Here is a 23,194-nt window from a genome sequence, read left to right as displayed (position 1 = left end):
CTCCCGCGCTAGACCCCGACCGGGGTGAACTGGTCGAGTTGACCGATCGGGCGCTCCGGCCGCCAGGTACCCGGCACCAGGTGCGCGTTGATCAACTTCCCGTCCGAGCGCAGCACCGAGTACGACGGGTGCCGCATGTGCAGCAGCGGCTCCTCGTACGCGTCGTACGCCGCGTCGAAACCGAAGCGGTAGTTGAACTCGATGTCCTCGCCGCCCCAGCCCTGGTAGCGCTCGTCCATCCCGCCGACCCGGTGGTACAGCTCGGCGCGGGCGAAGAAGCAGAGGCCCGGCCCCCGACGCAGGGTGAACCCGCGCACCCGGTTCATGTCGGCCGCCGCCGCCCCGCCGTGCAGCCGCTCCCGGATCGCCCGCCAGGTGGACGGGAAGTCCATCGCCAGCATGTCCCGGTACGGCAGGTGCCCCATCGTGCCGGGCCCGAGCATCCGTTCCACGTTGCGGGCCAGGAAGTCCCGGTCGGCCAGCACGTCGGCGTCCATGTGGCAGATGATCTCGGTGGGGCCGGGGCTGTGCACCACACCCGCGTTCATCGCCCAGGACTTGTTGAACACCCCGTCCTTGCGGGCGAAGAGGTAGTTGTCGGCGAACGGGCTGATCACGTCGCGCCAGCGCGACTGCTCGTCGCTCTCCACGACGGTGACCTGGTAGTGCTCGCGCGGGAAGGACTGGTCGCGCAGCGAGCGCAGGCAGGCCAGCAGGTTGCGCAGCCGGTCTCCGCCGCCCTCCAGCCGGCTGTGGAACGGGATCACGACCAGGACCTCGGGCTTGGCGCCGGCGGGCAGCGGCGTACCCGGGTCGAACGCCTTCATCTCCTCCACCGTCACCGGTGTCGAGTCCCGGTCGTAGCCCTTGTTGAGCACGTGGCCGAGCCGCGAGTTGCACTCGGCCCGCCAGCCGAGGTGCAGCAGCTCGTCGATCTCGGGCTGCTTCCCCTGCCGCTCCAGCAGCGCCGCGTGCAGCTCCCAGTAGCGGCGGTGGTCCGTCGGCTCGGCCAGCAGGCCCTCGCCGAGCGTCCGGATGGTCGGGTCGGTGCAGGCCCGGACCGCGTCGACGACCTTGTCGCGCCAGGGCCGGGAGATTTCCCAGTAGTAGAGGCCGGAGGCCGGTGCGTCAGGGTCGACCGCGACGACGAGGTTGTCGGTGACCGCCGTCGCCAGCACCGCGGGATCGGTAGGCTTCGTGTACGACATCTGCGCCCCTCTTCACGAGAGCTGGAATTCGGTGAGCAAGCTTGCCGGCACCGGCGACGATACGAGGGCAGCACTGCTGAAGTGGCAGGTCCGCGGCTACCCCGCTTGCGAACGAGGGCTACTCAACCGCTCCGACGGCCGCTACTCAGCGCAGCGGGCCGTACTGCGGTGCACGGGGGTCCGCGAGCTTCAGCCGGCGCGCGGCGCGGTGCCGACCGCCGCCACCAGCGCCAGCGTGCACCGCATGGCGGATCGAAAGTGAGTCGATAGCCGCCGAGCTGACGCTGACGCGGTGAGGAATACGACCATGGGGGACCGGCTGCGGCAGGTGTTCGCCGGCCGACACGCCGAGCTGGCCCGGATCGCGACCGCGATGGCAAACGACGACATCGCCGGGGTGGCACTCACCGGCACCGAGGGCGTCGGCAAGAGCCGCCTGCAGGTCGAGGCGGCCGGCCGCGCCGACCCGGCGACCCACCGGGTCATCCACGCCGCCACCACGTCGGCCACCGCCAACGTACCGTTCGGCGCGCTCGCCGAACACCTACCCTCCGCGCTGCTCAGCGCCCCGTTCACCGGCGACTCGCTGCGGCTGGCCGCCGAGTCGCTGCGCAAGCACGCCGGCCGGCGCCGCCTGGTGCTGGTCGCCGACGACGCCCACCTGCTGGACGAGGCCTCGGCCGCGCTGGCGGTCCGGATGGCACGGCGCGGCGAACTGTTCATCCTGACCACCGTGCGCCAGGGCCGCCGGCTGCCGCGGCCGATCGTCGAGCTGTGGACCGACGGGCTGGCCGAGTGGATCGAGGTAGCTGCGCTGACCCGCGACGAGGTGCAGCAGATCCTCACCGAGGCGCTGCACGGCCAGGTGGACGGGGCGCTGGTGCAGCGCTTCTGGGAGGCCACCGCCGGCAACGCGCTCTGGGTACGCGAACTGCTCACCGCCCAGCTCGCGGCCGGCCGGCTGGTCGCCGACCCGGCGGCCGGAATGTGGCGGCTGACCGGCCACTTCGCCGTGCCGTCCTGGCTGGCGGACCTGGTCGACGAGCGGCTGGCGGCGGCACCGGCGGAGTGCCGGCCCGCTCTGGAGCTGCTCGCCTTCACCGAGCCGATCGACCCGCTCGTGGTGGGTGAGCTGATCGCACCCGACGTGCTGGAGGCCGCCGAGGCGCACGGCGTGGTCCGGATCGAGCAATGTGACGGTCAGGACCAGGCGCGGCTGGCGTACCCCATCTACGGCGAGGTGCTGCGTGCCGTCACCCCCCGGCTGCGCGCCCAGCGCTGGCTGGACCGCTGCGCCGGCCTCGTCGAGGCGACCAGCCAGCATCCGGTGGAGCTGGCCCGGGCCGCCCGGTGGCGGATGGAGAGCGGCCGGCGGCCCGGACCGGAGGACGGCGGAAGCACGGTGACGGCCGCCCGGGGTGCCTGGGTGGCGATGGACCTGGAGCTGGCCGAGCTGCTCGGCCGGCGCGCGCTCGCCGCCGGTGGCGGTGCGCCGGCCGCGGAACCGCTCGGCTACAGCCTGCTCTTCACCGGCCGGCCGGTGGAGGCCGATGCCGCGCTGGCCCAGCTCGGGATACCGGAGGACGACGACGACCGGGCCCGGGTGGTTGCGGTGCGCGCCTTCATCCTCTTCTTCGGCCTGGACCGTCCGGTCCAGGCCGAAGCGCTGTTGCGGGTCACCGCCGCCGAGCTGACCAGCGGGGCGGCCCGCGCCCGGCTGGTCGCCCGGCAGGCGCTGCTGCGCGCCCTCGCCGGCTCCGCCGAGTCCGCCCTGGAACTCGCCGGCACCGTGCCGGGCGAACCCGAGGCCCGGGTCGCGGCCGGCCTGTCGATGGTCTTCGCCGGCCGGGCCGGCGAAGGGGTGGCGGAACTCGACGGCGAGTGGCCGGCCGACGCGCCCTGGCTGGCGGTCCTCGCCGACCTCGGCGTGGTGCACGGCCAGTTGTGGACCGGCCAGTTCGAGGCGGCCGAGCAGCGGGCCCGGGAGAGCTACGACCGGGCGCTGGCCGGCAACTGGCCGTTCGGCCTGGCGATGGCGTGCCTGCTGCGCGGCCTGGTCGCCCGGATGCGGGGCCGGCTGCGCGAGGAGATCTCCTGGTCCCGGGAGGGCGTCTCGATCGCCCGCCAGTACGGTCCCAGCAGCATGCTGGCCCTCCTGCTCGGGTTGATGGCGCACGGTCACGCCCTGACCGGCGACACGGACGCCGCCGGGGAGAACCTGGCCGAGGTGGACCGGCTGCCCGCCGCCTCGATGCGGGTGCTGACTCCGTGGATCGAGCTGGCCCGCACCTGGGTCGCCGCCGCGCAGCACGGTGACGGCGTACCGCTCGCCCAGCGCGCCGCGCGGCTCGCCCGGTCCGCCGGCGCGGTCGGGTTCGAGGCGCTCGCCCTGCACGACGTGGTCCGGCTGGGTGCGGCGGAACGGGCCGCGGACCGGCTGCGGGTACTCGCCGACGACTCCGGCCACCGCCTCGCCGGGCTGTACGCCAGCCACGCCCGTGCGGTGGCCGACGGCGACGCCGGCACGCTGGCCGAGGTCTCGGCCGGCTTCGCGGAGCTGGGCAGTTCGCTGCTCGCCGCCGAGGCCGCCGCCGAGGAGTCGATCCGGCACCGCAACGGCGGCCAGCTCGCCCTGGCGTCCGCGGCGACCGCCCGGGCGCTCACCCTGATCCGCCGCTGCGAGGACGTGCCGCGCTGCCCGGCACTGTCCATCCTGGAGGCACCGCACATCACGCCCCGGGAGAGCGAGATCGCCGAACTCGCCTCGCACGGCCTGTCCAGCAAGGAAATCGGGCGCCGCCTGGTGCTGTCGGTACGCACCGTGGAGAACCACCTGCACCGGGTGTACCGCAAGCTCGGCATCAGCACCCGGGCGGAGCTGGGCGACCTGCGGGTGCTGCTCACCGAGACCGTCAGCTGAACGAATCCGCCCGGCCCCGGGCCGGACCACAACGAAGCCGGCCGGACCCGAGCCGAACCCCCGGACCAGCCCAGAACGACAGCGGCGCCGCCCCCTCGCGGGAGCGGCGCCGGTGTCGGTCCGGGTCAGTTGACGACCCCCGCGCCGACCGTCAGGTTCGTCGCCTCGTCGATCAGGATGAACGCGCCGGTCAGCCGGTTGCGGGAGTACGGGTCGCAGAAGAGCGGCTGGGTGACCCGCAGGTGCAACCGGCCGATCTCGTTGCACCGCAGCTCGGCGGCGTCCTCGTCCCGGTGCAGGGTGTTCACGTCCAGCCGGTAGCGCAGGTCCTTCACCACCGCCCGGGCGGTCCGGGTGGTGTGCTTGACCAGCAGCCGCTGGCCCGGCCGGAGCGGCCGGTCGGTCATCCAGACCACCAGGGAGTCGAGGTCCTGGGTCGGGGTCGGGGCGTTGTGCGGCCGGCAGATCATGTCGCCCCGGGAGATGTCGAGGTCGTCGGCGAGCCGCAGCACCACCGACATCGGCGGGGCGGCCTCGTCCACCGGGCCGTCCGGGCCGTCGATCCCGGCGATCCGGGTGGTCAGCCCGGTGGGCAGGTGCAGCACCTCGTCGCCGGGGCGCAGCACGCCGCCGGCGACCTGGCCGGCGTAGCCCCGGTAGTCGCGGTAGGCGTGCGACTGCGGCCGGATGACGTACTGCACCGGGAAGCGGGCGTCGACCAGGTTCCGGTCCGACGCGATGTGCACGTTCTCCAGGTGGTGCAGCAGCGGGGCGCCGCCGTACCAGCCCATCTCGTAGGAGCGGCTGACCACGTTGTCGCCGCGCAGCGCGGAGATCGGCACGAATGTCACGTCCCGGGCCGAGAGCTTCGAGGTGAACGCCGAGAACTCCGCCCGGATCCGCTCGAAGACCGCCTCGTCGTAGCCGACCAGGTCCATCTTGTTGACGCAGACCACCAGGTGCGGCACGCCGAGCAGGCTGACCAGGAAGGCGTGCCGGCGGCTCTGCTCGACCAGCCCCTTGGTCGCGTCGACCAGGATGATCGCCAGATCCGCCGTGGAGGCCCCGGTCACCATGTTCCGGGTGTACTGGGCGTGCCCGGGGGTGTCGGCGATGATGAACTTCCGCTTGGGCGTGGCGAAGTAGCCGTACGCCACGTCGATGGTGATGCCCTGCTCCCGCTCGGCCCGCAGGCCGTCGGTGAGCAGGGCCAGGTTCGTGTACTCGTCGCCACGGTCCCGGCTGGCCCGCTCCACCGCCGCCAACTGGTCGGTGAAGGTGGACTTGGAGTCGTAGAGCAGACGGCCGATGAGGGTGCTCTTGCCGTCGTCGACCGAGCCGGCGGTGGCGAACCGGAGGATGTCCATGGTCAGAAGTACCCCTCCCGCTTGCGGTCTTCCATGGCGGCCTCGCTGACCCGGTCGTCGGCCCGGGTCGCCCCGCGCTCGGTGATCCGGGTCGACGCGACCTCCCTGACGATGTCGGCGACGGTGCGCGCCCCGGACTCGACGGCCCCGGTGCAGGTCATGTCGCCGACCGTGCGGTACCGGACGGTGGCCTCGACCACCTCCGCGCCCGGACCGGGCGCCTGGTACGGGTTCTCGGCCAGCAGCATGCCGTCCCGCTCGAAGACCCGGCGGCGGTGCGCAAAGTAGATCGACGGCACCTCCAGCCCGTCCCGCTCGATGTACCGCCAGACGTCCAGCTCGGTCCAGTTGGAGAGCGGGAAGACCCGGATGTGCTCCCCGCGCCGGATCCGGGTGTTGAACAGGTTCCACAGCTCGGGCCGCTGGTTCTTCGGGTCCCACTGGCCGAACTCGTCCCGGAAGGAGAAGATCCGCTCCTTGGCCCGGGCCTTCTCCTCGTCCCGGCGGGCCCCGCCGAACGCGGCGTCGAAGCCGTACTTGTCGAGGGCGTCCAGCAGGGTGGTGGTCTGCAACCGGTTGCGGCTGGCCCGCGGCCCGGTCTCCTCGACCACCCGGCCGGTGTCGATCGACTCCTGCACCGAGGCGCAGATCAGCTGCACCCCCAGCTCGGCGACCCGCCTGTCCCGGTAGTCGAGCACCTCGGGGAAGTTGTGCCCGGTGTCGACGTGCAGCACCGGGAACGGGATCGGCGCCGGCCGGAACGCCTTCTCGGCTAGCCGGAGCATGACGATCGAGTCCTTGCCACCGGAGAAGAGCAGCACCGGCCGCTCGAACTCGGCCGCCACCTCCCGGATGATGTGGACGGCCTCCGCCTCCAGTACCTCGACGCTCATCCGATCCCCCTGGTGTTTCCGCCGTCGACCAGCAGCACCGTGCCGGTCACGAAGCCGGCGTGCCGGCTGGCCAGGAACGCGGCGAGCGCGCCGAAGTCGGCGGGCTGGCCGATCCGGCCGAGCGGCACCTCGGCGGCGATCTCCTTCAGCGCGGTCTCCCGGTCCACTCCGGACCGCTGCGAGTGCGCCGCGACGAACCCCTCGAACGCCGGGGTCTGGTGCACCCCGGGGGCGAGGACGTTCACCGTGACGCCGCTGGCGCCCAGCGAGTGCACCAGCCCCTTGGCGAAGCCGAGCACGCCGAGCCGGGCGACCGCCGACATGGCGGTGCCCGGCAGCGGCTGGCGTACCGCCTCGGAGGTGATCATCAGCACCCGGCCCCAGCCGGCCTGCCGCAGGTACGGCAGGGCGGCCAGGGTGAGCGCGACGTGCGGCAGCGTGGAGCCGTCGAACGCCTGGCGGTAGTCGTCCACCGCGAAGGCGTCGGCCCTGCCGTGCGGTACGCCGGGCGAGTTGGTGACCACCACGTGCAGCGCACCCAGCTCCTCGGCGGTACGCCGCACCCAGCCGGCCGCGGCCGCCTCGTCGGTGACGTCGACGACCGTGCTGAGCACCCGTCCCGGGCCGGCCCGGTCGACCTCCTCGTGTGCCCGGGCCAGCCGCTCCGGGTCGCGGGCGGAGATGGAGACGTCCGCGCCCTCGGCGGCCAGCGCCCGGGCGACCGCCAGGCCGAGCCCGCTGCTCGCGGCGGCGACCAGGGCCACCCGGCCGGTCAGACCGAGGTCCATCACGCCGCTCCCTTCGCCCGCAGCGGATACCGGTAGCGGCGCAGCAGCGGCAACGCGAGCGCGGTGCTCACCGCGGCGTGCCCGGCCGGCAGCTCGGTACGCCACCGCTCGTCCGGCCGGATCGCCACGGTGCCCTGGCCGAGCCGGTCCGGGTTGCCGGTGACCGTGTGGTTGACCCCCAGGGTGACCTTGCCGTCGTCGTCGACCGGCGACTCGTCGTCCAGCCCGGCGAACCGGAGCACCTCGGCGACCACCCGGCGCGGCTCCCGGGTCAGGTCCTCGTGGCGCACCCGCAGGTAGCGCCCGTTGGAGGCGTTGCCGACCAGCTCGGAGGCGAGGTTGAAGCCGACCCAGTTCGAGGTGCTGGCCGCCGGGCTCATCGGGTCGATGTAGCGCTTCGCCCGCAGGTACGAGTACGCGGTGGCGCGCGGGTCGCGCACGATGTGCACCAGGCGCAGGTCGACGTCCGGCCGGTTGAGCAGGGCCGCCGCCTCGGCCGGGTACTTGGAGCTGTCCACGATCGCCCGCGACGCCCCCCGCTCCGCCAGGGCCCGGTAGAGCGCGACCGTCCGGTCCACCACCGCACGGGCCTGCTCGGGGGTGTTCGCCAGCCGGGCCCGGGTGTGCCGGGTACGCAGGGCGCCGCGCTGCCACCGCATCATCTGGGTGGCCAGCCGGGACAGGTCCGGCGCGTCGAGGGTGGCCACCACCGACGACCAGAGCGGGCACGTCTCGACCTGCTCGCCGCAGCCGCAGAGCGAGTTGGTGCCGTGCCGCAGCACCCCGTTCTGCCACAGGTAGTGCAGCTCGCCGACGTGCAGCACCCCCGGCAGCTCGTTGAGCACGTTGCCCAGGATGGTGCTGCCGCTGCGCAGCCACCCGGTGATGTAGACGACCTTCATTCCCGGTCACCTCCCAACAGGAGGAAGTGCTGCGGCAGGTGCACGGCGAGGCCGGCCCAGGTGCGGGCCTCGATCGCGTCGCCGACGATCGCCAGCGACGAGTTGCCCGGGTCGAGCAGCGTGACCGCCGCCCGGAAGTCGCCGAGCAGCGCCTGACCGCGCGGCATCATCCGGGTACGGGACACCTTGATGCCCGCCTCGCCGAGTCGGCCGAGGTAGCCGTCCCGGACCAGCTCCCAGTAGTGCGCCGGATGCACCACGATCCCGTCGCAGGAGCCGCCGGTCTCCTCGACCGTGCCGGCCGCCTCGGTCAGCGCCGCACCGAGGTCGCCGCGCAACGGCGCCCGGCGGATCTCGGGCAGGTTGAGCAGGCCCTCGATCCGGTGGTCGGCGGTGCCGTGCAGCAGCGCCTGGTTCTCCACCACACCGAGCCGGACCAGCACCCGGTAGTCGACGAACGCGGCGAGCAGGGCCGGGTCGTGGCGCAGACCGTCGGGTACCGGCACCGTGACGGTCATCTCGGTCAGCTCGGCGTACTCGACACTGGGCCGGAAGCCGGACTCGGGCGTGGTCGCGTAGGTGTTGCCGGCGGCGCCGTACCCGGCCTTCGGCGCCTCCCGGACGAACGCGAGGGTACGGTCGGAGACGGAGGCCACCTTCAGCAGGTGGCGGACCGTGTAGCGGGGCCGGGTCGCGAAGAGCGGGAACGACGCGGTCAGGTGGGCACGGATCGGCACGACGAGGTCCGCGCCGTCCTTCTCCTGCGCGACCGCCCAGGCGAACTCCTCACCCGGACTGCGCCGGGTCAGTGCCGGGTCGGCCAGCGTCTGGCGGGTGACCTCCAGCGCGGTGGCGCTGGGCTGCATGGTTGTGGCCATCTGGATCTCCTTAGGCGGCTTGCAGTACGGCGGACACGGTCAGGCCGAGCGCGGCGAGGGTCTCGTCGTGGCTGCCGCCCTCGGTCGGCCAGTCGGTGCCGGCGTTCACCCCGCGTACGTCCCGGCCGGGCAGCATCAGCGCCAGCGTGGCGGCGACGCTGCCGGCCCCGCGGTGCTCCTCCACCACCACCAGTCGGCGGGCGCCGGCCAGCTGCGGTACGACCTCGGCGAGGCTCTCGGCGTCCACCCAGCACAGGTGGGCGTGGCCCAGCTCGGGCCGCTGCTCGGTGGCGGCGGCACAGAGTTCGGTCGGCTTCTCCCCGATCGAGACCAGGCAGGTCCCCTCGGTGATCGGGTTGAGCCAGCTGACCGTGCCCCGGGCGGCCGGCACCAGCGGGACGTCGAAGACGTCGTTGCGGGCCAGCCGCACGTAGCACGGCCGGTCGCCGGCCGCCGCCGTGCGGATCACCTCCCGGGTCTCGGCCTCGCCGGCCGGTACGGCGATCCGCAGCCCCGGCAGGCTCTGCGCCACGGCCAGGTCCTCCAGGCAGTGGTGGGTGGGCCCGAACCAGGCTCCGGACACCCCGCCGTACGGGCAGACCAGCACCACCGGCGCACCGAGGTAGCCGAGCCCCAGCTTGACGCTCTCGGCGGCCCGGAACATCGCGAAGGTGGCGAAGGTGCTGAGGAACGGGCGCAGCCCGGCCGAGGCGAGCCCGACGGCGATGTCCACCGCGGACGCCTCGGCGATGCCCAGGTTGAGGAACCGGTCCGGGATCCGCTCCTGGAAGCCGTGCTTGGCACCGCCGAGGTCGGCCTCCAGGCAGACGATCCGCGGGTCGGCCTCGGCCAGCTCGGTCAGCTCGGCCTTGTACGCGTCTCGTGCCGACATCATGGCCGGATCGCCGCCTTCCACTGTCTGGCCCGGGCCGGGCTCACCTTGACGTAGTGCGAGCCCGCCTTGCCCTCGGTCGCCGGCACGCCCTTGCCCTTGACCGTGGCGGCCAGCACCGCCTTCGGCCGGTCGGTGGGCGCCATCGCCGCCATCAGCTTGTCGATGTCGTGGCCGTCCACCTCGATCACGTCGAAGCCGAACGCGGTCAGCCGGGCCGGCAGATCGGTCAGCGGCGAGATGTCCGCGACGTAGCCGTCGTTCTGGCCACCGTTCACGTCCACCACCACGGTCAGTCCGGTCACCCGCTTCGCGTGGGCGACCTGGAGCGCCTCCCAGACCAGGCCCTCCTGGAGCTCACCGTCGCCGACCACCGCGATGGCGCCGCCGGGCTGCCCGAGCAGCTGCCGGGAGAGCGCCCAGCCGACGGCGTAGGCGAGCCCGTGCCCGAGACTGCCGGTCGGGAACCGCACCCCGGGGACCTTCGGACCTGGATGACCGGTGTACGGCGACCCCGCCTGGCCGTAGCGCGGCGCCGGGTTCTCCGGGATGACACCGTTCTCGTGCAGTACCGCGTAGAGCGCGGCGGCGGCGTGTCCCTTGCTCAGCACCACCTCGGTGCCGGGCCGGGACCGGGCGACCGCGTAGGCGGCCACCAGGATGTCCAGCACGGAGAGGCTGCCGCCGAGGTGGCAGCCGACCGGGCTGCCGGCCATCTCGACCACCAGCCGGCGGGCTCGGGCAGCCTGTTCGTTGAGCAGATCGGTCTCGTTCATCAGCGCTCACACCAATCCCGTACCGCTGCGGACAGCACCGCCCTGGCCTGCCGGTACTCGCCGGCCGAGATCCGCTCGTCCGGCGTGTGGTCGAGGCTGGCGTCGCCCGGCCCGTACGCCACCATCGGCACGCCCCGCCAGGTGGTGGCGAGGGTGTTCATGTCGCTGCTGCCCTTCTTGGCCAGCAGCCGGGGTGGACCCCCGGTGACCGCCCGCAGGGCGCGGGTGAAGGCGCGCACCAGCGGGTCGGTCCGGGGGGTGCTGACCGCCGGGGTGGCCAGCAGGAGTTCCGCGTCGCCGAAGGCGGGCAGCAGTTCGTCCACCTCGACCTGTGGCGGCACCCGCACGTCCAGGACCGCCGAGGCGGTCTGGGTCGCGCCGGAGCCGCCCGCGGCCAGGCCCAGCACCGCGAAGAGTGCCTCCGGGCTGCGCTTGCCGACCTCGGTCTCCGCCTCGCCGATCACGTCGACGAGCCGGCTGCCGGCGGTGCGCCGGCCCTGCCCGGCGGTGTGCCCGGCGGACTGCTCGACCCGGACCCGGACCTTGCAGACCCCGTGGTAGCCGATGGTGACCGCGCCGGCACCGCTCGGCTCGCCGACGACCACCGCGTCGGCCGGGTAGTGGTCCCGGGCGAAGAGCGCACCGGCCGCGGTGCGTTCCTCCTCCACCGTGCCGACGACCCGCACCGTCACGTCCTCGGGTACGTCCAGCTCGGCCAGGGTCTCCAGGAAGACCGCCAGGCTCGCCTTGGCGTCGACGCAGCCCCGGCCGGTGAGCGTGTCACCGTCCCAGGCCGCCGGCCAGCGGTACGGCACCGTGTCCATGTGCCCGATCATCAGCAGGGTGCGCGGGCCGGAGCCGCGGGTCGCGACCAGGTTGCCGGCCCCGTCCAGCATCGCCGGCACCTTCCGCTCGGTGAGCCAGTCGAGCAGGAACAGCCCCAGCTCCCGCTCGTCGCCGGAGACCGAGGAGATCTCCACCATCCGGGCCAGCAGGTCCAGGTCCGGCTCCGGCGCCGGGGCCCGCCAGAACCGGGTGGCCCGGTACGCGTTGACGGTGTGCGGGCCGGTGATCGCCACGTCGGGCGTACCGGAAAGGGCCAGTTCGGCGGCGCGGACCTTCTGCCGCATCCGCCCCTTGGCGTACGTCATGCCGTCGCCCCGGCCCAGGTGTGGCAGCGTGCTGGACCGGTCCGCCGGATCGGCCAGCAGTCCCGGCGTACCCGTCACCAGTCGCAGGTGGTCGGCGTCGAGTGCGCGGGCGAGTTCGGCGGCGAGCACGTCGGCGTCGACGTTTATCGGCGCGCCCCCGTCGTCGGCGGCGACCGGCGGCGAGACGCAGACCACGTCGAACGCGGTGAGCAGCGCCGCCAGCCGGGACACCGCCACCTCGCAGACCACCCCGGCCCGGTGGTCCCGGACCAGCCGCTGCCGGCCACCGTCGACCACCCGCAGCGGACGGTTCGGGGTGCCGCTGACCAGCGCCTCGGCGCTGGCGGTTCCGCCGAAGACGGTCAGGCCGCGGCTGCCCAGTTCGTCGCGTACCCGGGGCAGCGTCAGCCGCTCGTAGGCCGCGACGATGTACGGCATCTCGTCGGGCGGGCAGTACCGGACCTCGTCTCCGCCGGCCAGCGTCACCGTCCGCATCGGACGGTCCAGGCTGGCGTAGTAGTCGGCGATGTCGGCGGCACCGCCGCAGACCAGCAGGATTCGGGCACCGCCGTCCCGCAGGACGGCGAGTTCGTCGTAGATCGCCGGATAGCGCAGGCTCGCGCTCCCCACCTTCACCACGTAGAGCGGCGAGTACGGGGAGACGGCCGACAGAGCGGCGTTGTTCATCACGGCCATCCCCCTGCCTCCGGAAGTCCCAGTCGTTCGTCCAGGCCGTAGACGCGGTTCAGGGCCTGCACCGCCTGCCCCGCACCGCCCTTGATCAGGTTGTCGAGCGTGCAGACCGACACCCAGCGGTCGTCCTCGACCGCCACGCCGACCTCGGCGACGTTGGAGCCGACGACGGTCTTGAGCATCGGCAGCGCCATCGGGGTACGCCCGTTCGCCATCCGAACGAACGGCGTGTCCGCGTACGCCCGCGCGAACGCCCGCCGTACGTCGCCGATCCCGGCACCCGGGTTCAGCCGCCCGTACGCGCTGACCATGACGCCCCGGGCGACCGGCAGGCTGAACGTGGAGAACTGGATGTCCGGGGTGTTCCCGGTCAGGTCGGTGATCGCCTGCCGCACCTCGGGGGCGTGCCGGTGCCCGTGCAGCCGGTGCACCCGCACGTTCCCGTCCCGGATCGCCGGGTGCTCGACGCTGCCGCTGCCGCTCCCGCTGGACCCGGTCTTGGCGTCCACCACCACCTGTGGTGCGGCCACCCCGGCCTGGAACAGCGGATAGATCGCGTAAAGCGTCGAGGCCGCCATGCAGCCGGGCAGGTTCAGCACCGGCTCGGTCGGCTTGGCGCAGAACTCCGGCACCCAGTACGGGATCGGGTGCCGCCAGCCGCCGGCCGACTCGGGATAGTGCTTGGCGATCTCGTCGGGTTGGCGCAGCCGGTAGTCCCCGGCCACGTTGACCACAAGGTCGGCGTTTGCCGAGACCTCCTCCAGCACGGTCGGCAGCGTCCCGTTGGGCAGGCACGCCACCGCCACGTCCACCTTGGACATCTCGTCCAGCCCACGCATCCGGTGCTCGCCCACCGGGGAGTTCCGCAGCCCCGGCACCACCTGCCCGACCCGCTGTCCGGCGTGCCGGGCCGAGGAGACGAACTTCGGCTCCACCTGCGGGTGCGCGGCCAGCAGCCGCATCAGCTCGGCACCGATGAACCCGCTGCCGCCGAGGACCGCCACGGTAATCCGGTCGTCGCCCATCAGGCCACCCCGCTCGGTATAGTGGCGAACACCCGGTCCCGGACGTACTCGGCGACGTGGCCGGGGATGTCCACCCCGTGGATCTCGGAGGAGCGGGCGAAGTCGGGGTTGGTGTTGACCTCCAGCACCCACATCTCGCCGGTCTCCACCGACTCCACCAGGTCGATGCCGTAGAAGCCCGGACCGAAGCAGTCGACGACCCGGTCGCAGAGTTCGCGCGCCCGGTCCGTCACCGGCACCGGCTCCACCAGGCCGCCCTGGTGGGTGTTGGTGCACAGCCCGGGACTGATCTGCCGGTACGCCACCACCGGCCGGTGGCCGACGACGTGTACCCGCAGGTTGTAGCCGGGCTTCGGCACGTACTGCTGCACCACCACCGGGAAGTTCGTGCCCCTGGGGTCCAGCCCCTCCCGGCCACCGGCCCAGGCGTCCAACTGGGCGTCGTCGGAGACGCGAACCACGCCCCGACCCCACGACCCGCTGATCGGTTTGAGCACCGCGTCCCCGCCGAGCGCGGCGACGTACTCGCCGACCTGCTCGACGGAGAACGCCACGTGTGTCGTCGGGTGCGGTACGCCGGAGCGGGCGAACGCGATCGCCTGCAGGTCCTTGGAGAGGCAGAGGCGTACCGCCCCCGGCGTGTTGAGCGTCTCGATGCCGGCCTGCTCGAACCGGTCCGACATCGCGGCCAGTTCCCGGTGCGAGACGTTGCGCAGCAGCACCGCTCGCGGTCGTGGCACGGCGCCGTTGAGGATCGCGGCGGTGTGCCGAGGCGTCACCGACCGCGCGGTCAGTCCGGTCGCCCGGAGCGCCCGGAGGAGCAGCCGCTCCTCCGGACGCACGATGGTGACCGAGACCAGCACATCGGCCGTCTCATTCACCCCAGTCCTCCTCCACCTCGGGCGCGCGGTCGAGCCGGACCGCCGGGTCCAGGTCGATGACCTCGTGCTCCTGCCCGCAACCGCGGCAGGACAGGATGTCGCCCAGTTCGGTCTCGTCCGGTACGGCGATGTCGGTGTCGCACGCCACGCAGGCGGGTGCCGTCGTCACATTCACCATGGGGATCCCTCCGGATTTCTCAGGCCCGCTCGAAATCGACAATCATCATGTCCCGAATGGCGGTCGACGAACCGCCCGGGACGATGGGCGTAACCTCGTGCTCCATCGTCCGGTCGTTCAGCACCAGCGTTTCCATCGGGGCCAGGAGCGTGTGCTCGAACAGCGGCACGTCCTCGCCTTTCCGGAACAGCCGACTCAGCCCGCCGAGGCAGTTCTCCCGACCGACGAGGTGCATGATCACGTAGTCGTGACCGTCACTGTGACGCCCCTCCGGCGCCGGCGCCGAAGCAGCGTCACCGGTGGCTATCACACGAATCGCGTGCACCGTGATGACCCACTCCGTCTCCTTCTCCTCCACCTGCCGTACCAGATCGAGGTCGTGGGCGATCGTCGCCTGGAAAGTCGCGTTGTCATGCGTCTTCCCCAGCAGTGGCTCGAACACCCTGACCTGCCCGCCGTAGACCCGGTTGACGTCCCTACCCTGGACGAACGCCCCGGTCGGCAGGCGCTCCACCGAGCCGTCGCCGCGCGCCAGCAGCCGCCCCAGACGGCGGTACCGTGACGTGCGGTGACTCGGTCTGACGTACGGGTCGATCGGCAGATCGTCCCAGGCACTCGCGAATTCCCGCCAATCGGCGTTCGCGGATACCGGTAGTCGTCCGTGACTCCATCCCTTTTCCGCGATATCTTGCGATCGCGGCAGGACAGCATCCTCTGTGCGCATTGCCGAACCTCCCTTATCGGCCAGATATGAAGCTAGTCGGGAGGCGGTACTCCGATGGCCAGTCGCGCACTACTCAATGCCCCCGGAAGATGCACCTATCTACCGGTGCCGACTGCCTAGCCGTTATCGATGCTGGTCAGTCCGGTGGAAGCGGCCCGGAAGCAGCCTGTGACCCAACGGGAGCCCGTGCACCGGGCAGCGAAGACGGCCGTCATCACGGCAACGCTGCCGACACCACCGGCCCCACACCCCGCCCGGCCCCACACCGCCGCCCGGCCACCGGCCTGGACAGCAGAGGCGTTACCACCCTTCGGTAACGCCTCTGCTGTCCAGGTCGAGCTGCCGGCAGCCACGTCGGCGGCGCCTCGGTCGGAGGTCACCGGGGGTGGGTGTGGGGCGGAGGGCGGAGGGCGGGGACGACGGCGGGCGGCACCGCGTGCTCCGGCAGGACCGGCAGGGTCGGCGGAACCGGCGTCGGGTGGGGTGCCGTCGGTGACATTCTCGGGCGGCGATCCACCCGCCGGGCGAGCTACCGGGTGCCGGCCCGTGCGGCGCGGCGGCGCTCGGTGAGCCGTCGCGACTTGACCGTGCTGCCGCAGTCGGCCATCCGGCACCAGCGGCGGGAGCCGTTGCGGCTCTGGTCGAGGAAGAGCCAGCCGCAGCCGCCCTCGGCCAGCGGACATCGACGCACCCGGGTCAGGTCTGTCGTCAGCAGCACGTCGAGGACACTCTCGACGATCCGGTCGGCCACCAGCATGGCCGCCACGCTGCCGTAGGCGAGGCGCACCTCCGGCGGGTCACCTCGGTCGAGCACCAGCGTCGCGCGGGCGGCGGCCCCGGACCACCGCTCCTGCAATCCGACCAGGGCGGCACCCGCCGCGATCGGATCACCCCAACCGGGGCCGCCCTGCGCACCCGCTGCACCGCCGTCGGCGTCCGGGATCGTCGCGAGCAGCACCAGGTGCAGCTCTTCCCGGATGTTCCGCACGGCAGTCAGACCCGCGTGTGCCGCCCCCGGATCGTCGCGCCACGCTCGGCCCACCCGATCGGCCTCCGCGTCGCTGACCAGACCCACCCGGGTCGTCCAACGCAGCAGTGCGGAGGTGTCGGAAAGGAAGTCGTGGGGCTGGTAGCCGTCCACCGGCGGCGCCCCACGCTCGAGCGTGTTGACCAGATCGAGTGCGGGGTGCCCGCCGACCAGCGGCAGTTGGCACACGTCGAGTGGCATGGATGAAGGCTACCACCTACAACTCCATCAGCGGTAGCGTGAGGATGCTTCTTCTTCGAGCGGCATTCGAGCCGAACTCCGTCGACCGCACTGTCTGTTAGATCGATTCCCGGCGTCGCCGGGTCGCAGCAGACGCTATCGCAACCAGTTTCGTGCCTGACGGTGGCTGCTGCGACGGGACGCGCCGGCCCTGACGAGAAAGCGCGCGGAAGGTCGACGCGACCGGCGGACGGGCCGGTGCCGGCCGTCAGGGCGTACCTCCCAGCTCCGCGAGCACGAGCGGAGCCGGTGCGGGCGAGCGCGGGTCCGCCGGGTCCTCGTCGCCGACGTACTTGAGGCGGATCAGGGCGCCGCCGGACTGGATCTCGAAGGTGTCCCCCGGGGACAGCCAGTCCCCCGTCAACAGGGCGTACACCTCCGGCCAGCCCTCGCAGGCGGTCGCGGACGGTTGGCCCGTCGCCCGCCAGTCGAGGACCGCCAGCGGCCCGGTGTCGCCGAAGCGCAGCGCGACCGCGGTGAGCCGGGCCGGCAACCGGGCGGCGTCGACGAAGACGGGCTGGTGGGAGAGGAGAACGGTGGCACCGACCGCCGGCTCCAGCCACCAGGACAGGAAGTCCAGCAGCTCACACCCGGCATCCGCGCCGAGGTGGGTCAGGGTCAACTCCTCGGTCACCGGCCACGGCGCCTGGTGGATCAACCGGGGCAGCGTGGTGGCGAACGGGTCGCGGTCGGGACCCTCCTGGACCAGCAGCACCGGTTGCGGTGCCGCCGGCGCCCCGATGGCGTGCAGCACCCGGTCGACGGGTTCGGCGCCGTCGCGCGGGGCGGCCAGCCGGCGCAGCCGGTGCGGCGGGATCCCGGCGACCTCGGCCACCGTGCGCAACTGCGCCGCCATGGCCTCGACGTCGACGGAATCGTCGAACATCCCGGCCAGCTCCGGCAGTCCGTCGACGTACGGCGGGTCGGGTTCGACCGCCACCGCCATGGACTGGACGAACAGCTCAGCCATCCGCCGTACCCTCCTCTCGGATCACCTCGACCACCGAGGCCTGGAAGTAGGCGCCCTGGCCGATCGCGACCAGCACGCAGCGGGCGCCCGGCCGCAGCCGGCCGGCGCCGTCGAGGTGCGCCAGCGACAGCAGCGCGTCCAGGCCGAAGACGTGCCCCTGGTCGGCCAGCAGGTCGAGGTGCACACGGTCGATTCCCAGACCCAGCTCCCGGCAGATGGCCTGCCAGACGAAGCGGTTGCACCGGGCCGGCAGAACCCAGTCCACGTCGGACAACTCGAGTCCACCGCCCGCCAGGGCCTCCCGGATCGCCCGCACCACACCGTGCACGCTGCTCGTGCCGAACTCCCGGGCGTCCTCGTCGGACATCCGCAGGTTGTGGTGGAACCGGGTGTCGCGCACGGCGGCACCGGCCAGGTAGCGGTACCGGCCGCGCCCTCGCCGCACGGTGAGGGCCGCCGCGCCGTCGCCGCAGACCACGAAGCCCGGGATGACCCGGGAGGCACCGCCCAGGCTGCCCTGGTCACCGCCGAGGACCAGCACGGTCTCGTCGGCGTCGACGCCCGGACGGTCCAGGTAGCGGGCGGCCAGCTCGATGCTGCGCAGCACCGAGGTGCAGGCGATTCCCGAGACGCCGTACACGTCGGCGCCGGGCAGGCCGAGACCGGTCCGCAGGGCGGCGGCGAAGGTGCCGTCCTGACCGAACGGCTGGACCAGCAACGTGTGCCCGTACAGGACCATGCCGGCCGGCCGCCCGCGCAGCGCGGCCCGGCCGGCGTCGACCAGCAGGTCCAGCAGCCGCTCACCGGTGTCGAGGGTGGGACTGCTGCGCATCCCGTACACCCGGGTCATCAACCGCCGCTCCGTGCGCGGACGGCCGCTGCGTTCGAGGATCTCGTCGACCGGGTCGAGCCGGCTCGGCAGCCGGGTGGCGACCCGGGACAGCGTGACCGTCATCGCGGTCAGGCCGGTGCCTTGGCGAGCTGTCCGCAGACGTAGTCGGTGAGGGTACCCACCGTCTGGAAGACGTCCGCGTTCAGCTCGGTCGGGTCGATCTCCAGGTCGATGGAGTCCTCGAGACCGATCAGCAGTTCGAGGACGCTCATCGAGTCGATCGCGAGGTCCTCGAAGAGCCGGGTCCGTTCGTCGACCTCCGGCAGGTGCTGGTTGAGCACGGCCTCCAGGGAGACCCGGATGTGTTCCACAGCCTGTGCGCGTTCCATGGGCCCTCCGTGTTCCGGTTGCGTCATGACCAGTCCGCCGGGCGGTCCGGGCCGGCGGGAGTGAGCTGCCCGGCGATCGCCCGCAGCGGCCGGGTGTCGAACAGGTCGGGGACCCGCAGTCCGCGCCAGCCGCGCTCGGCCAACGCGGCGAGGACCGCCGGGGCGCGCATCGCGCGGCCCCCGGCGACCACGTAGCTGCGTAGCGGGTCCACCTCGGCCAGACCGTTCATCGCGGCCACCGCCGTGACCAGGTCGGCCTCGCCGGCGGCCGGACCGGCCGCCGGTTCGTCGTGCCGGCCGGTCGGACGTACCCGGGATCCGGCGACCGTGCCGAGGTCGAGGTGCCGGGCGACCGTGCCGAAGTCGAGGTGCCGGGCGATCTCGCCGACGGTCAGGTCGGTGTCCGGGCCGGCGTGCGCGGTGACGATCTCCTGGTAAGCCCGGAGGAAACGCTCGGTGGCCGCCCGGTCCAGCACCTCGCCGCTGGACCGGAGCGCGACGGTGACGCCGTCCTGCCACTCGTAGATCCGGAAGTACGAGTCCGCACCGGAGCGGGCCCAGGCCCGCGGCGCACGGTTCCAGGTGAACCGGGATCGCCGGGCATCGCAGCTCCGCGGCGTGTAGCTGAGGAAGTTGACCTCCGCCTCGACCCGGACGGCCTGCCCGCGCCGTGCGCCCTCCAGCGCCATCAGCTCGACCAGCTCGTCGTACGGCGTGGTCAGGTGCTGCTTGCCCCGGTCGAGCAACTCGGCCACCTGGCGGATCACGGCGGACAGCGGCGGATCGCCGGAGAGGTCCACGTTCATCAGCATCGGCGCGAACATGCTGGTCAGCACGGCAGCGTCGGCCGACGTCTCGCGGCGGCTGGTGAACAGCCAGTACGGCACCCGGTGCACGCCGGTGTAGGCGGCCATCAGGACCGCGTACGTCGACAGGTGCACCACGGAGGGCCACACCTGGTGCCGGGCGGCGGCCTGGCGGACCGCACCGAGCAGGTCCGGCGAGGTCAGGGCGGCGCTGTGCGACTCGGTGACGCCGGTGCGGCGCCGGTGCGCGTAGACGTCGGCGGGCAGGGCGGCCACCTGGGTGCGCCAGTACCCGAGGTCGGTCTCCCGTCGGGGGCCGTCCAGCACGGCCTCCCGGGCCGCGAGGTCGGCCGGCTGGTCGCGGACCGGGGCGAGCGCCGCGGGCCGGCCGGTAGCGGCCAGCATCGCGGTGAGCTCGCCGTAGAGCGTCGCCACGCTCCAGTCGTCCATCGCGATGTGCGCGAAGACGAGCACGAGTTGCCGTGGTACGTCGCCGACGGTCACCACGACGGCGCGTAGCGGCGGCTCCACGGTGAGGTCGAAGTCGGCCTCGGTGTGTTGCCGGATCACCTCGGCCGGCGGTTCCGGGGCGTGCGGACCGGCGTCGACCACGGTGACCGCGACCGGTGCCGGCGGGTGCACGACCTGTCGCGGCCCGCCGTCGGGTCCGATCCGGAACGTCGTCCGCAGCGCCTCGTGCCGGCGGACCAGCTGGTTGAGGACCATCCTGAGCCGCCCAGTGCCGACCCCTTCCGGCAGGTCGTGCCGGAGCACGATGTGCTCGTCGTGCCGGGCGTCGGACGGGATCCAGTGCCGGTGCAGCCAGAAGTAGCGCTGCCCCCAGCAGATGTCCGCGATCTTTGCCGCCGTCGTCACGTCCTCGATCGTCGGTACCCCTCCGGGCCCGGCGCCAGTGCCCGGCGTCGGCAGCTACCGGACGGCCGGAAGCTGCCACCGGTGCGCTGGTTGACGCTCGCCGGCCCGCTGGCGACAGTCGTTCCATCCATGCGACGCACCGTCCGCCGAAAGCCACGCTGGCCGTGGGGGAACTGATGATGAACAGCATCGCCGCCTGCGAGCAGGCGGCTTACCTCGAAGGTCTGGCCGCGGGCCTGGCCAGGGCACTGACCGGGGTCGAGATCGTCGCCGCACCCGGCGGCACGGCCGCGGTCCCGGCCGACTGGACCAGCGACGTCGAGACCATCCCGCACAGTGTGGCCGCCCGCGAGGGCATCGCCTTCGTCCGGGTGCCGACCGCCGCGGAGCCCACCGACACGCTCACCGATCTCGGCGTACTGCTGGCCGCGGCGCGGCTGGGTGCCACCCGCCGGCTCGCCGACCACGCGGTCGCCCACCTCTCCGGGCGTACGTCCGGCGGCGAGCCGACGATCCGCAAGCAGCTGGTCCTCGGCACTCTCGCCGACCTGCTCACCGAGGTGGAGGCGTTACGTGTGCAACTGACCCTCTCCGCCGCCACCGCCGAGGCGGTCGCGGACGTGCACGACCGGATCACCGACCTGGACTGGGAGGCGGCGAAGTTGCTCGGCGCCAGCGGATATCTGGCCGACAACCCGGGACGCAGTTGCCACGTCTCCGAGCTGGTCGCGAACTGCTGGGTGACGCAGTGACCGGGCCGGGGCCGACGGCCGGGCTGGAGCCGCCGCTGCTGGCGTTGCGCGAGACCATCGGCGAGATCGCACCCGACCTGCGGCGGCGGGCCCTGGCGATCGACGCCGCGCCGGCCGACATGGCGCCGCACCTGGGTTCACCGGCGTTCCGGGCGATCTGCGAGGCGACGGTGCCGAAGCGTTTCCGGACCGGGCCGACCGTCTTCGACGACGTCGAGACCGAGTCCTACCTGGCCCGGATCGTCGCCACCGTCGAACTGTCCCGGGGCGACCCGGGGGTGCTGACCGCCAGCCCGGGGCCCTCGCTGGCCGGGGTGGTGGTCGACGCGTTGGGCAGCGAGGAGCAGCGCGAGTTCTTCTACCGGGCGGTCGCCGAGGGCCCACTCTGGACGTTCTTCGGGATGACCGAGCCGGACCGGGGCACCGACGGGACCGCCGTGGAGACCACCCTGACGAAGTGCGGGTCAGGTGACTACCTGCTCAGCGGGGCGAAGCGGTACATCAGCAACGGTGCCCGGGGGGCGATCGGCGTGGTGTTCGCCCGCACCGGGCCGTCCCCGCTGTCGCTGCGCGCGGCACTGATCCGGCAGCCCGCTCCCGGGCTCAGCACCCGCCCGCTGGAGATGCTGGGCCTGCGCGGTGCGTACCTCAGCGAGCTGCGGTTCGAGGAGGTGCGGGTGCCGGCCGGCATGGTGCTGGGCTCGCACCTGCCACTGTCCCGGCGCGGGACGTGGGGAATCGCCCGGACCTTCAACATCATGCGCGTGCACATCGGCGCCATGGCGATCGGGCTGGCGTACGCCGCGTACGACTACGTCGCCTCGCACCTTCCCGGTGCGCCCGGTCATCGCCGGCAGGCCGCGCGGTTGGACGCCGCCCGGCAACTGTTGTACGACGCGGCCGCCGGTGCGGACCACGACCCGGACGACGCGTACCGCCCGTCGGTGGCGAAACTGCACTGCACCGCGCTGGCGATCGGGGTGGTGCGCTGGGCTGTCGTCGCGCTCGGGCCGGGCTCGCTGCTGGCGCATCCGCTGTTGGAGAAGTGGCGGCGGGACGCGTACGCCTTCGAGTTCATGGACGGCACGACGAACGTGCAGCGGCTACGGATCGCCCGCACGGTCGAGACCGGCCGGTCGGAGCGGTGACTGCTCCGGGCGGGGGTGGCCGGCCGTCGCCCGCCGTACCCGCAGCTCCGCCAGGGACGTCAGGCGGGCCACGGTCACCTCGGCCGGCGCCGGGCTGGTCGCCAGGGCGGCGGTGTAGCCCGGCTCCACCGGCAGGTCGCGCAGCCACACCGGCTCGTCCGGCCAGTCCGGCACCGGCTCGTCGGCGCTGGCCACCGCCTCGTCCACGGAGAACCGGGTGAACGGCAGTGCCAAGCCGTGTCCGGTCAGTTTGACCACCGCCTCCTTGCGGGTCCACAGCCGCAGGCAGGCGCGCCGGAGGTCCGGTGGCGGGACGCGGCCGAGCCGTCGCCGTTCGGCCGGGGAGGCGATCCGGGGGATCAGCCCGGCCAGGTCGGTGCGTCGGTCGTCGGCCTCGATGTCGAGCCCGATCCGGCCGGTCCGGGCGTATCCCACCAGGACGAGCGCGCCGCTGTGCGAGACGGAGTACTCGGGCGCCTGCCGCGCCAGGAACCTGGGCTTGCCGTGGTCGCGGTGGCCACAGTGCAGGCAGGTGCGGCCGATCGGCACCTGCTGGGGAGCGACGCCGAGCAGCGCACTGCCCAGCGTCCGCTGCACCGCCCGGGACGCCACGAACAGGTCCCTGGCACCCGGGACGGCGAACTGTCCGGCGCGGGCGGTCTCGTCGGCGGTCAACAGTGCCGCGGCCTCGTCCGTCGCCACGGCCCGCGCCGCCAGAACCCACACCTGGAGATCCACCGGGTCATCGTAGTCAGGCCGGCGTATTGGTGGTTCGGGCCATCCCGATGGTTCGGACCATTCTGGTGGTTCGGACCATATCGGCGGTTCGGACCACCCCCGTGGCGTTCCGCAGTCGCGCCACAGCTCGGAGTGACAGC

23 protein-coding genes are annotated in these 23,194 nt (G+C 72.9%); 4 read left to right on the top strand and 19 right to left on the bottom strand.

What is annotated here, in order from left to right:
* Positions 1–8: 8 nt before the first annotated feature.
* Positions 9–1,178 carry a glycosyltransferase gene (locus tag O7626_RS04135; RefSeq protein ID WP_278059399.1) on the bottom strand — a complete coding sequence of 390 codons (1,170 nt, stop codon included), beginning with the start codon at positions 1,176–1,178 and terminating at the stop codon, positions 9–11.
* Here O7626_RS04135 and O7626_RS04130 point away from each other — a divergent pair.
* Together O7626_RS04130 and O7626_RS04125 are read left to right on the top strand one after the other, a co-directional pair.
* Positions 1,159–1,470 (top strand): hypothetical protein, encoded by a 312-nt coding sequence (locus O7626_RS04130; protein WP_278059397.1) that lies wholly within the window; start codon positions 1,159–1,161, stop codon positions 1,468–1,470. The genes O7626_RS04135 and O7626_RS04130 overlap by 20 nt on opposite strands.
* Before the next feature lie 30 nt (positions 1,471–1,500).
* The gene (locus O7626_RS04125) at positions 1,501–4,128 is read left to right on the top strand and encodes a LuxR family transcriptional regulator (RefSeq protein WP_278059395.1); all 2,628 of its coding nucleotides are present in this window, start codon (positions 1,501–1,503) and stop codon (positions 4,126–4,128) included.
* A 125-nt stretch (positions 4,129–4,253) separates the two neighbouring features.
* Here the strand turns inward: O7626_RS04125 and O7626_RS04120 are convergent, their stop codons facing one another.
* The 17 genes from O7626_RS04120 to O7626_RS04040 all read right to left on the bottom strand — a co-directional run bounded on the left by O7626_RS04120 (position 4,254) and on the right by O7626_RS04040 (position 20,416).
* Complete coding sequence (locus tag O7626_RS04120; RefSeq protein WP_278059394.1) at positions 4,254–5,495, bottom strand: GTP-binding protein; 1,242 nt, start codon at positions 5,493–5,495, stop codon at positions 4,254–4,256.
* A gap of 2 nt (positions 5,496–5,497) precedes the next feature.
* The gene (gene cysD / locus O7626_RS04115) at positions 5,498–6,388 is read right to left on the bottom strand and encodes a sulfate adenylyltransferase subunit CysD (RefSeq protein WP_278059393.1); all 891 of its coding nucleotides are present in this window, start codon (positions 6,386–6,388) and stop codon (positions 5,498–5,500) included.
* Positions 6,385–7,176 carry an SDR family oxidoreductase gene (locus tag O7626_RS04110; RefSeq protein WP_278059392.1) on the bottom strand — a complete coding sequence of 264 codons (792 nt, stop codon included), beginning with the start codon at positions 7,174–7,176 and terminating at the stop codon, positions 6,385–6,387. Before O7626_RS04110 ends, cysD begins: the two co-directional genes overlap by 4 nt.
* A complete protein-coding gene (locus O7626_RS04105) occupies positions 7,176–8,078 on the bottom strand; it encodes a sulfotransferase (protein WP_278059390.1) in 903 nt (300 codons plus the stop codon). The genes O7626_RS04110 and O7626_RS04105 overlap by 1 nt, the downstream gene beginning before the upstream one ends.
* Positions 8,075–8,956 (bottom strand): family 3 encapsulin nanocompartment shell protein, encoded by an 882-nt coding sequence (locus tag O7626_RS04100; protein ID WP_278059388.1) that lies wholly within the window; start codon positions 8,954–8,956, stop codon positions 8,075–8,077. The genes O7626_RS04105 and O7626_RS04100 overlap by 4 nt, the downstream gene beginning before the upstream one ends.
* A gap of 10 nt (positions 8,957–8,966) precedes the next feature.
* Positions 8,967–9,851, bottom strand: coding sequence for a transketolase (locus O7626_RS04095; RefSeq protein ID WP_278059386.1), 885 nt, complete (start codon positions 9,849–9,851; stop codon positions 8,967–8,969).
* On the bottom strand, positions 9,848–10,624 hold the full coding sequence (locus O7626_RS04090) for a 1-deoxy-D-xylulose-5-phosphate synthase N-terminal domain-containing protein (RefSeq protein ID WP_278059385.1): 777 nt from the start codon (positions 10,622–10,624) through the stop codon (positions 9,848–9,850). The genes O7626_RS04095 and O7626_RS04090 overlap by 4 nt, the downstream gene beginning before the upstream one ends.
* Entirely contained in the window at positions 10,624–12,462 is a 1,839-nt protein-coding gene (locus O7626_RS04085) for a M20/M25/M40 family metallo-hydrolase (RefSeq protein ID WP_278059383.1), read from the bottom strand. The genes O7626_RS04090 and O7626_RS04085 overlap by 1 nt, the downstream gene beginning before the upstream one ends.
* Positions 12,462–13,493 (bottom strand): N-acetyl-gamma-glutamyl-phosphate reductase, encoded by a 1,032-nt coding sequence (gene argC, locus O7626_RS04080; protein WP_278059381.1) that lies wholly within the window; start codon positions 13,491–13,493, stop codon positions 12,462–12,464. The genes O7626_RS04085 and argC overlap by 1 nt, the downstream gene beginning before the upstream one ends.
* Positions 13,493–14,374, bottom strand: a complete 882-nt coding sequence (locus tag O7626_RS04075) for a RimK family alpha-L-glutamate ligase (protein WP_278059379.1) — start codon at positions 14,372–14,374, stop codon at positions 13,493–13,495. The genes argC and O7626_RS04075 overlap by 1 nt, the downstream gene beginning before the upstream one ends.
* Positions 14,367–14,552, bottom strand: a complete 186-nt coding sequence (locus O7626_RS04070; RefSeq protein WP_278059377.1) for a lysine biosynthesis protein LysW — start codon at positions 14,550–14,552, stop codon at positions 14,367–14,369. Before O7626_RS04070 ends, O7626_RS04075 begins: the two co-directional genes overlap by 8 nt.
* 19 nt (positions 14,553–14,571) lie before the next feature.
* Positions 14,572–15,276: a 2OG-Fe dioxygenase family protein gene (locus tag O7626_RS04065; protein WP_278059375.1), complete on the bottom strand. Its 705-nt coding sequence runs from the start codon at positions 15,274–15,276 to the stop codon at positions 14,572–14,574.
* 529 nt (positions 15,277–15,805) lie between these two features.
* A complete protein-coding gene (locus O7626_RS04060; protein ID WP_278059374.1) occupies positions 15,806–16,504 on the bottom strand; it encodes a CGNR zinc finger domain-containing protein in 699 nt (232 codons plus the stop codon).
* A 247-nt stretch (positions 16,505–16,751) separates the two neighbouring features.
* Complete coding sequence (locus tag O7626_RS04055; RefSeq protein ID WP_278059373.1) at positions 16,752–17,513, bottom strand: hypothetical protein; 762 nt, start codon at positions 17,511–17,513, stop codon at positions 16,752–16,754.
* A complete protein-coding gene (locus tag O7626_RS04050) occupies positions 17,506–18,468 on the bottom strand; it encodes a 3-oxoacyl-[acyl-carrier-protein] synthase III C-terminal domain-containing protein (protein WP_278059371.1) in 963 nt (320 codons plus the stop codon). The genes O7626_RS04055 and O7626_RS04050 overlap by 8 nt, the downstream gene beginning before the upstream one ends.
* Positions 18,469–18,473: 5 nt before the next feature.
* Positions 18,474–18,734: a phosphopantetheine-binding protein gene (locus tag O7626_RS04045; RefSeq protein ID WP_278059369.1), complete on the bottom strand. Its 261-nt coding sequence runs from the start codon at positions 18,732–18,734 to the stop codon at positions 18,474–18,476.
* A 23-nt stretch (positions 18,735–18,757) separates the two neighbouring features.
* Positions 18,758–20,416 carry a condensation domain-containing protein gene (locus O7626_RS04040; RefSeq protein WP_278059368.1) on the bottom strand — a complete coding sequence of 553 codons (1,659 nt, stop codon included), beginning with the start codon at positions 20,414–20,416 and terminating at the stop codon, positions 18,758–18,760.
* Between the two features lie 179 nt (positions 20,417–20,595).
* On the opposite strand from O7626_RS04040, the gene O7626_RS04035 reads away from it, so the two are divergent.
* Together O7626_RS04035 and O7626_RS04030 are read left to right on the top strand one after the other, a co-directional pair.
* Positions 20,596–21,168 (top strand): acyl-CoA dehydrogenase family protein, encoded by a 573-nt coding sequence (locus O7626_RS04035; RefSeq protein WP_278059366.1) that lies wholly within the window; start codon positions 20,596–20,598, stop codon positions 21,166–21,168.
* On the top strand, positions 21,165–22,316 hold the full coding sequence (locus O7626_RS04030) for an acyl-CoA dehydrogenase family protein (RefSeq protein WP_278059364.1): 1,152 nt from the start codon (positions 21,165–21,167) through the stop codon (positions 22,314–22,316). Before O7626_RS04035 ends, O7626_RS04030 begins: the two co-directional genes overlap by 4 nt.
* Here O7626_RS04030 and O7626_RS04025 read toward each other — a convergent pair.
* Positions 22,272–23,054: a 4'-phosphopantetheinyl transferase superfamily protein gene (locus tag O7626_RS04025; RefSeq protein ID WP_278059362.1), complete on the bottom strand. Its 783-nt coding sequence runs from the start codon at positions 23,052–23,054 to the stop codon at positions 22,272–22,274. The genes O7626_RS04030 and O7626_RS04025 overlap by 45 nt on opposite strands.
* Positions 23,055–23,194: the final 140 nt, after the last annotated feature.

The organism is Micromonospora sp. WMMD1102 (genome assembly GCF_029626265.1).
Lineage (GTDB): Bacteria > Actinomycetota > Actinomycetes > Mycobacteriales > Micromonosporaceae > Plantactinospora.
Note: the sequence above shows the minus strand (reverse complement) of the source record. Positions and strands in the feature narration are given on the sequence as shown.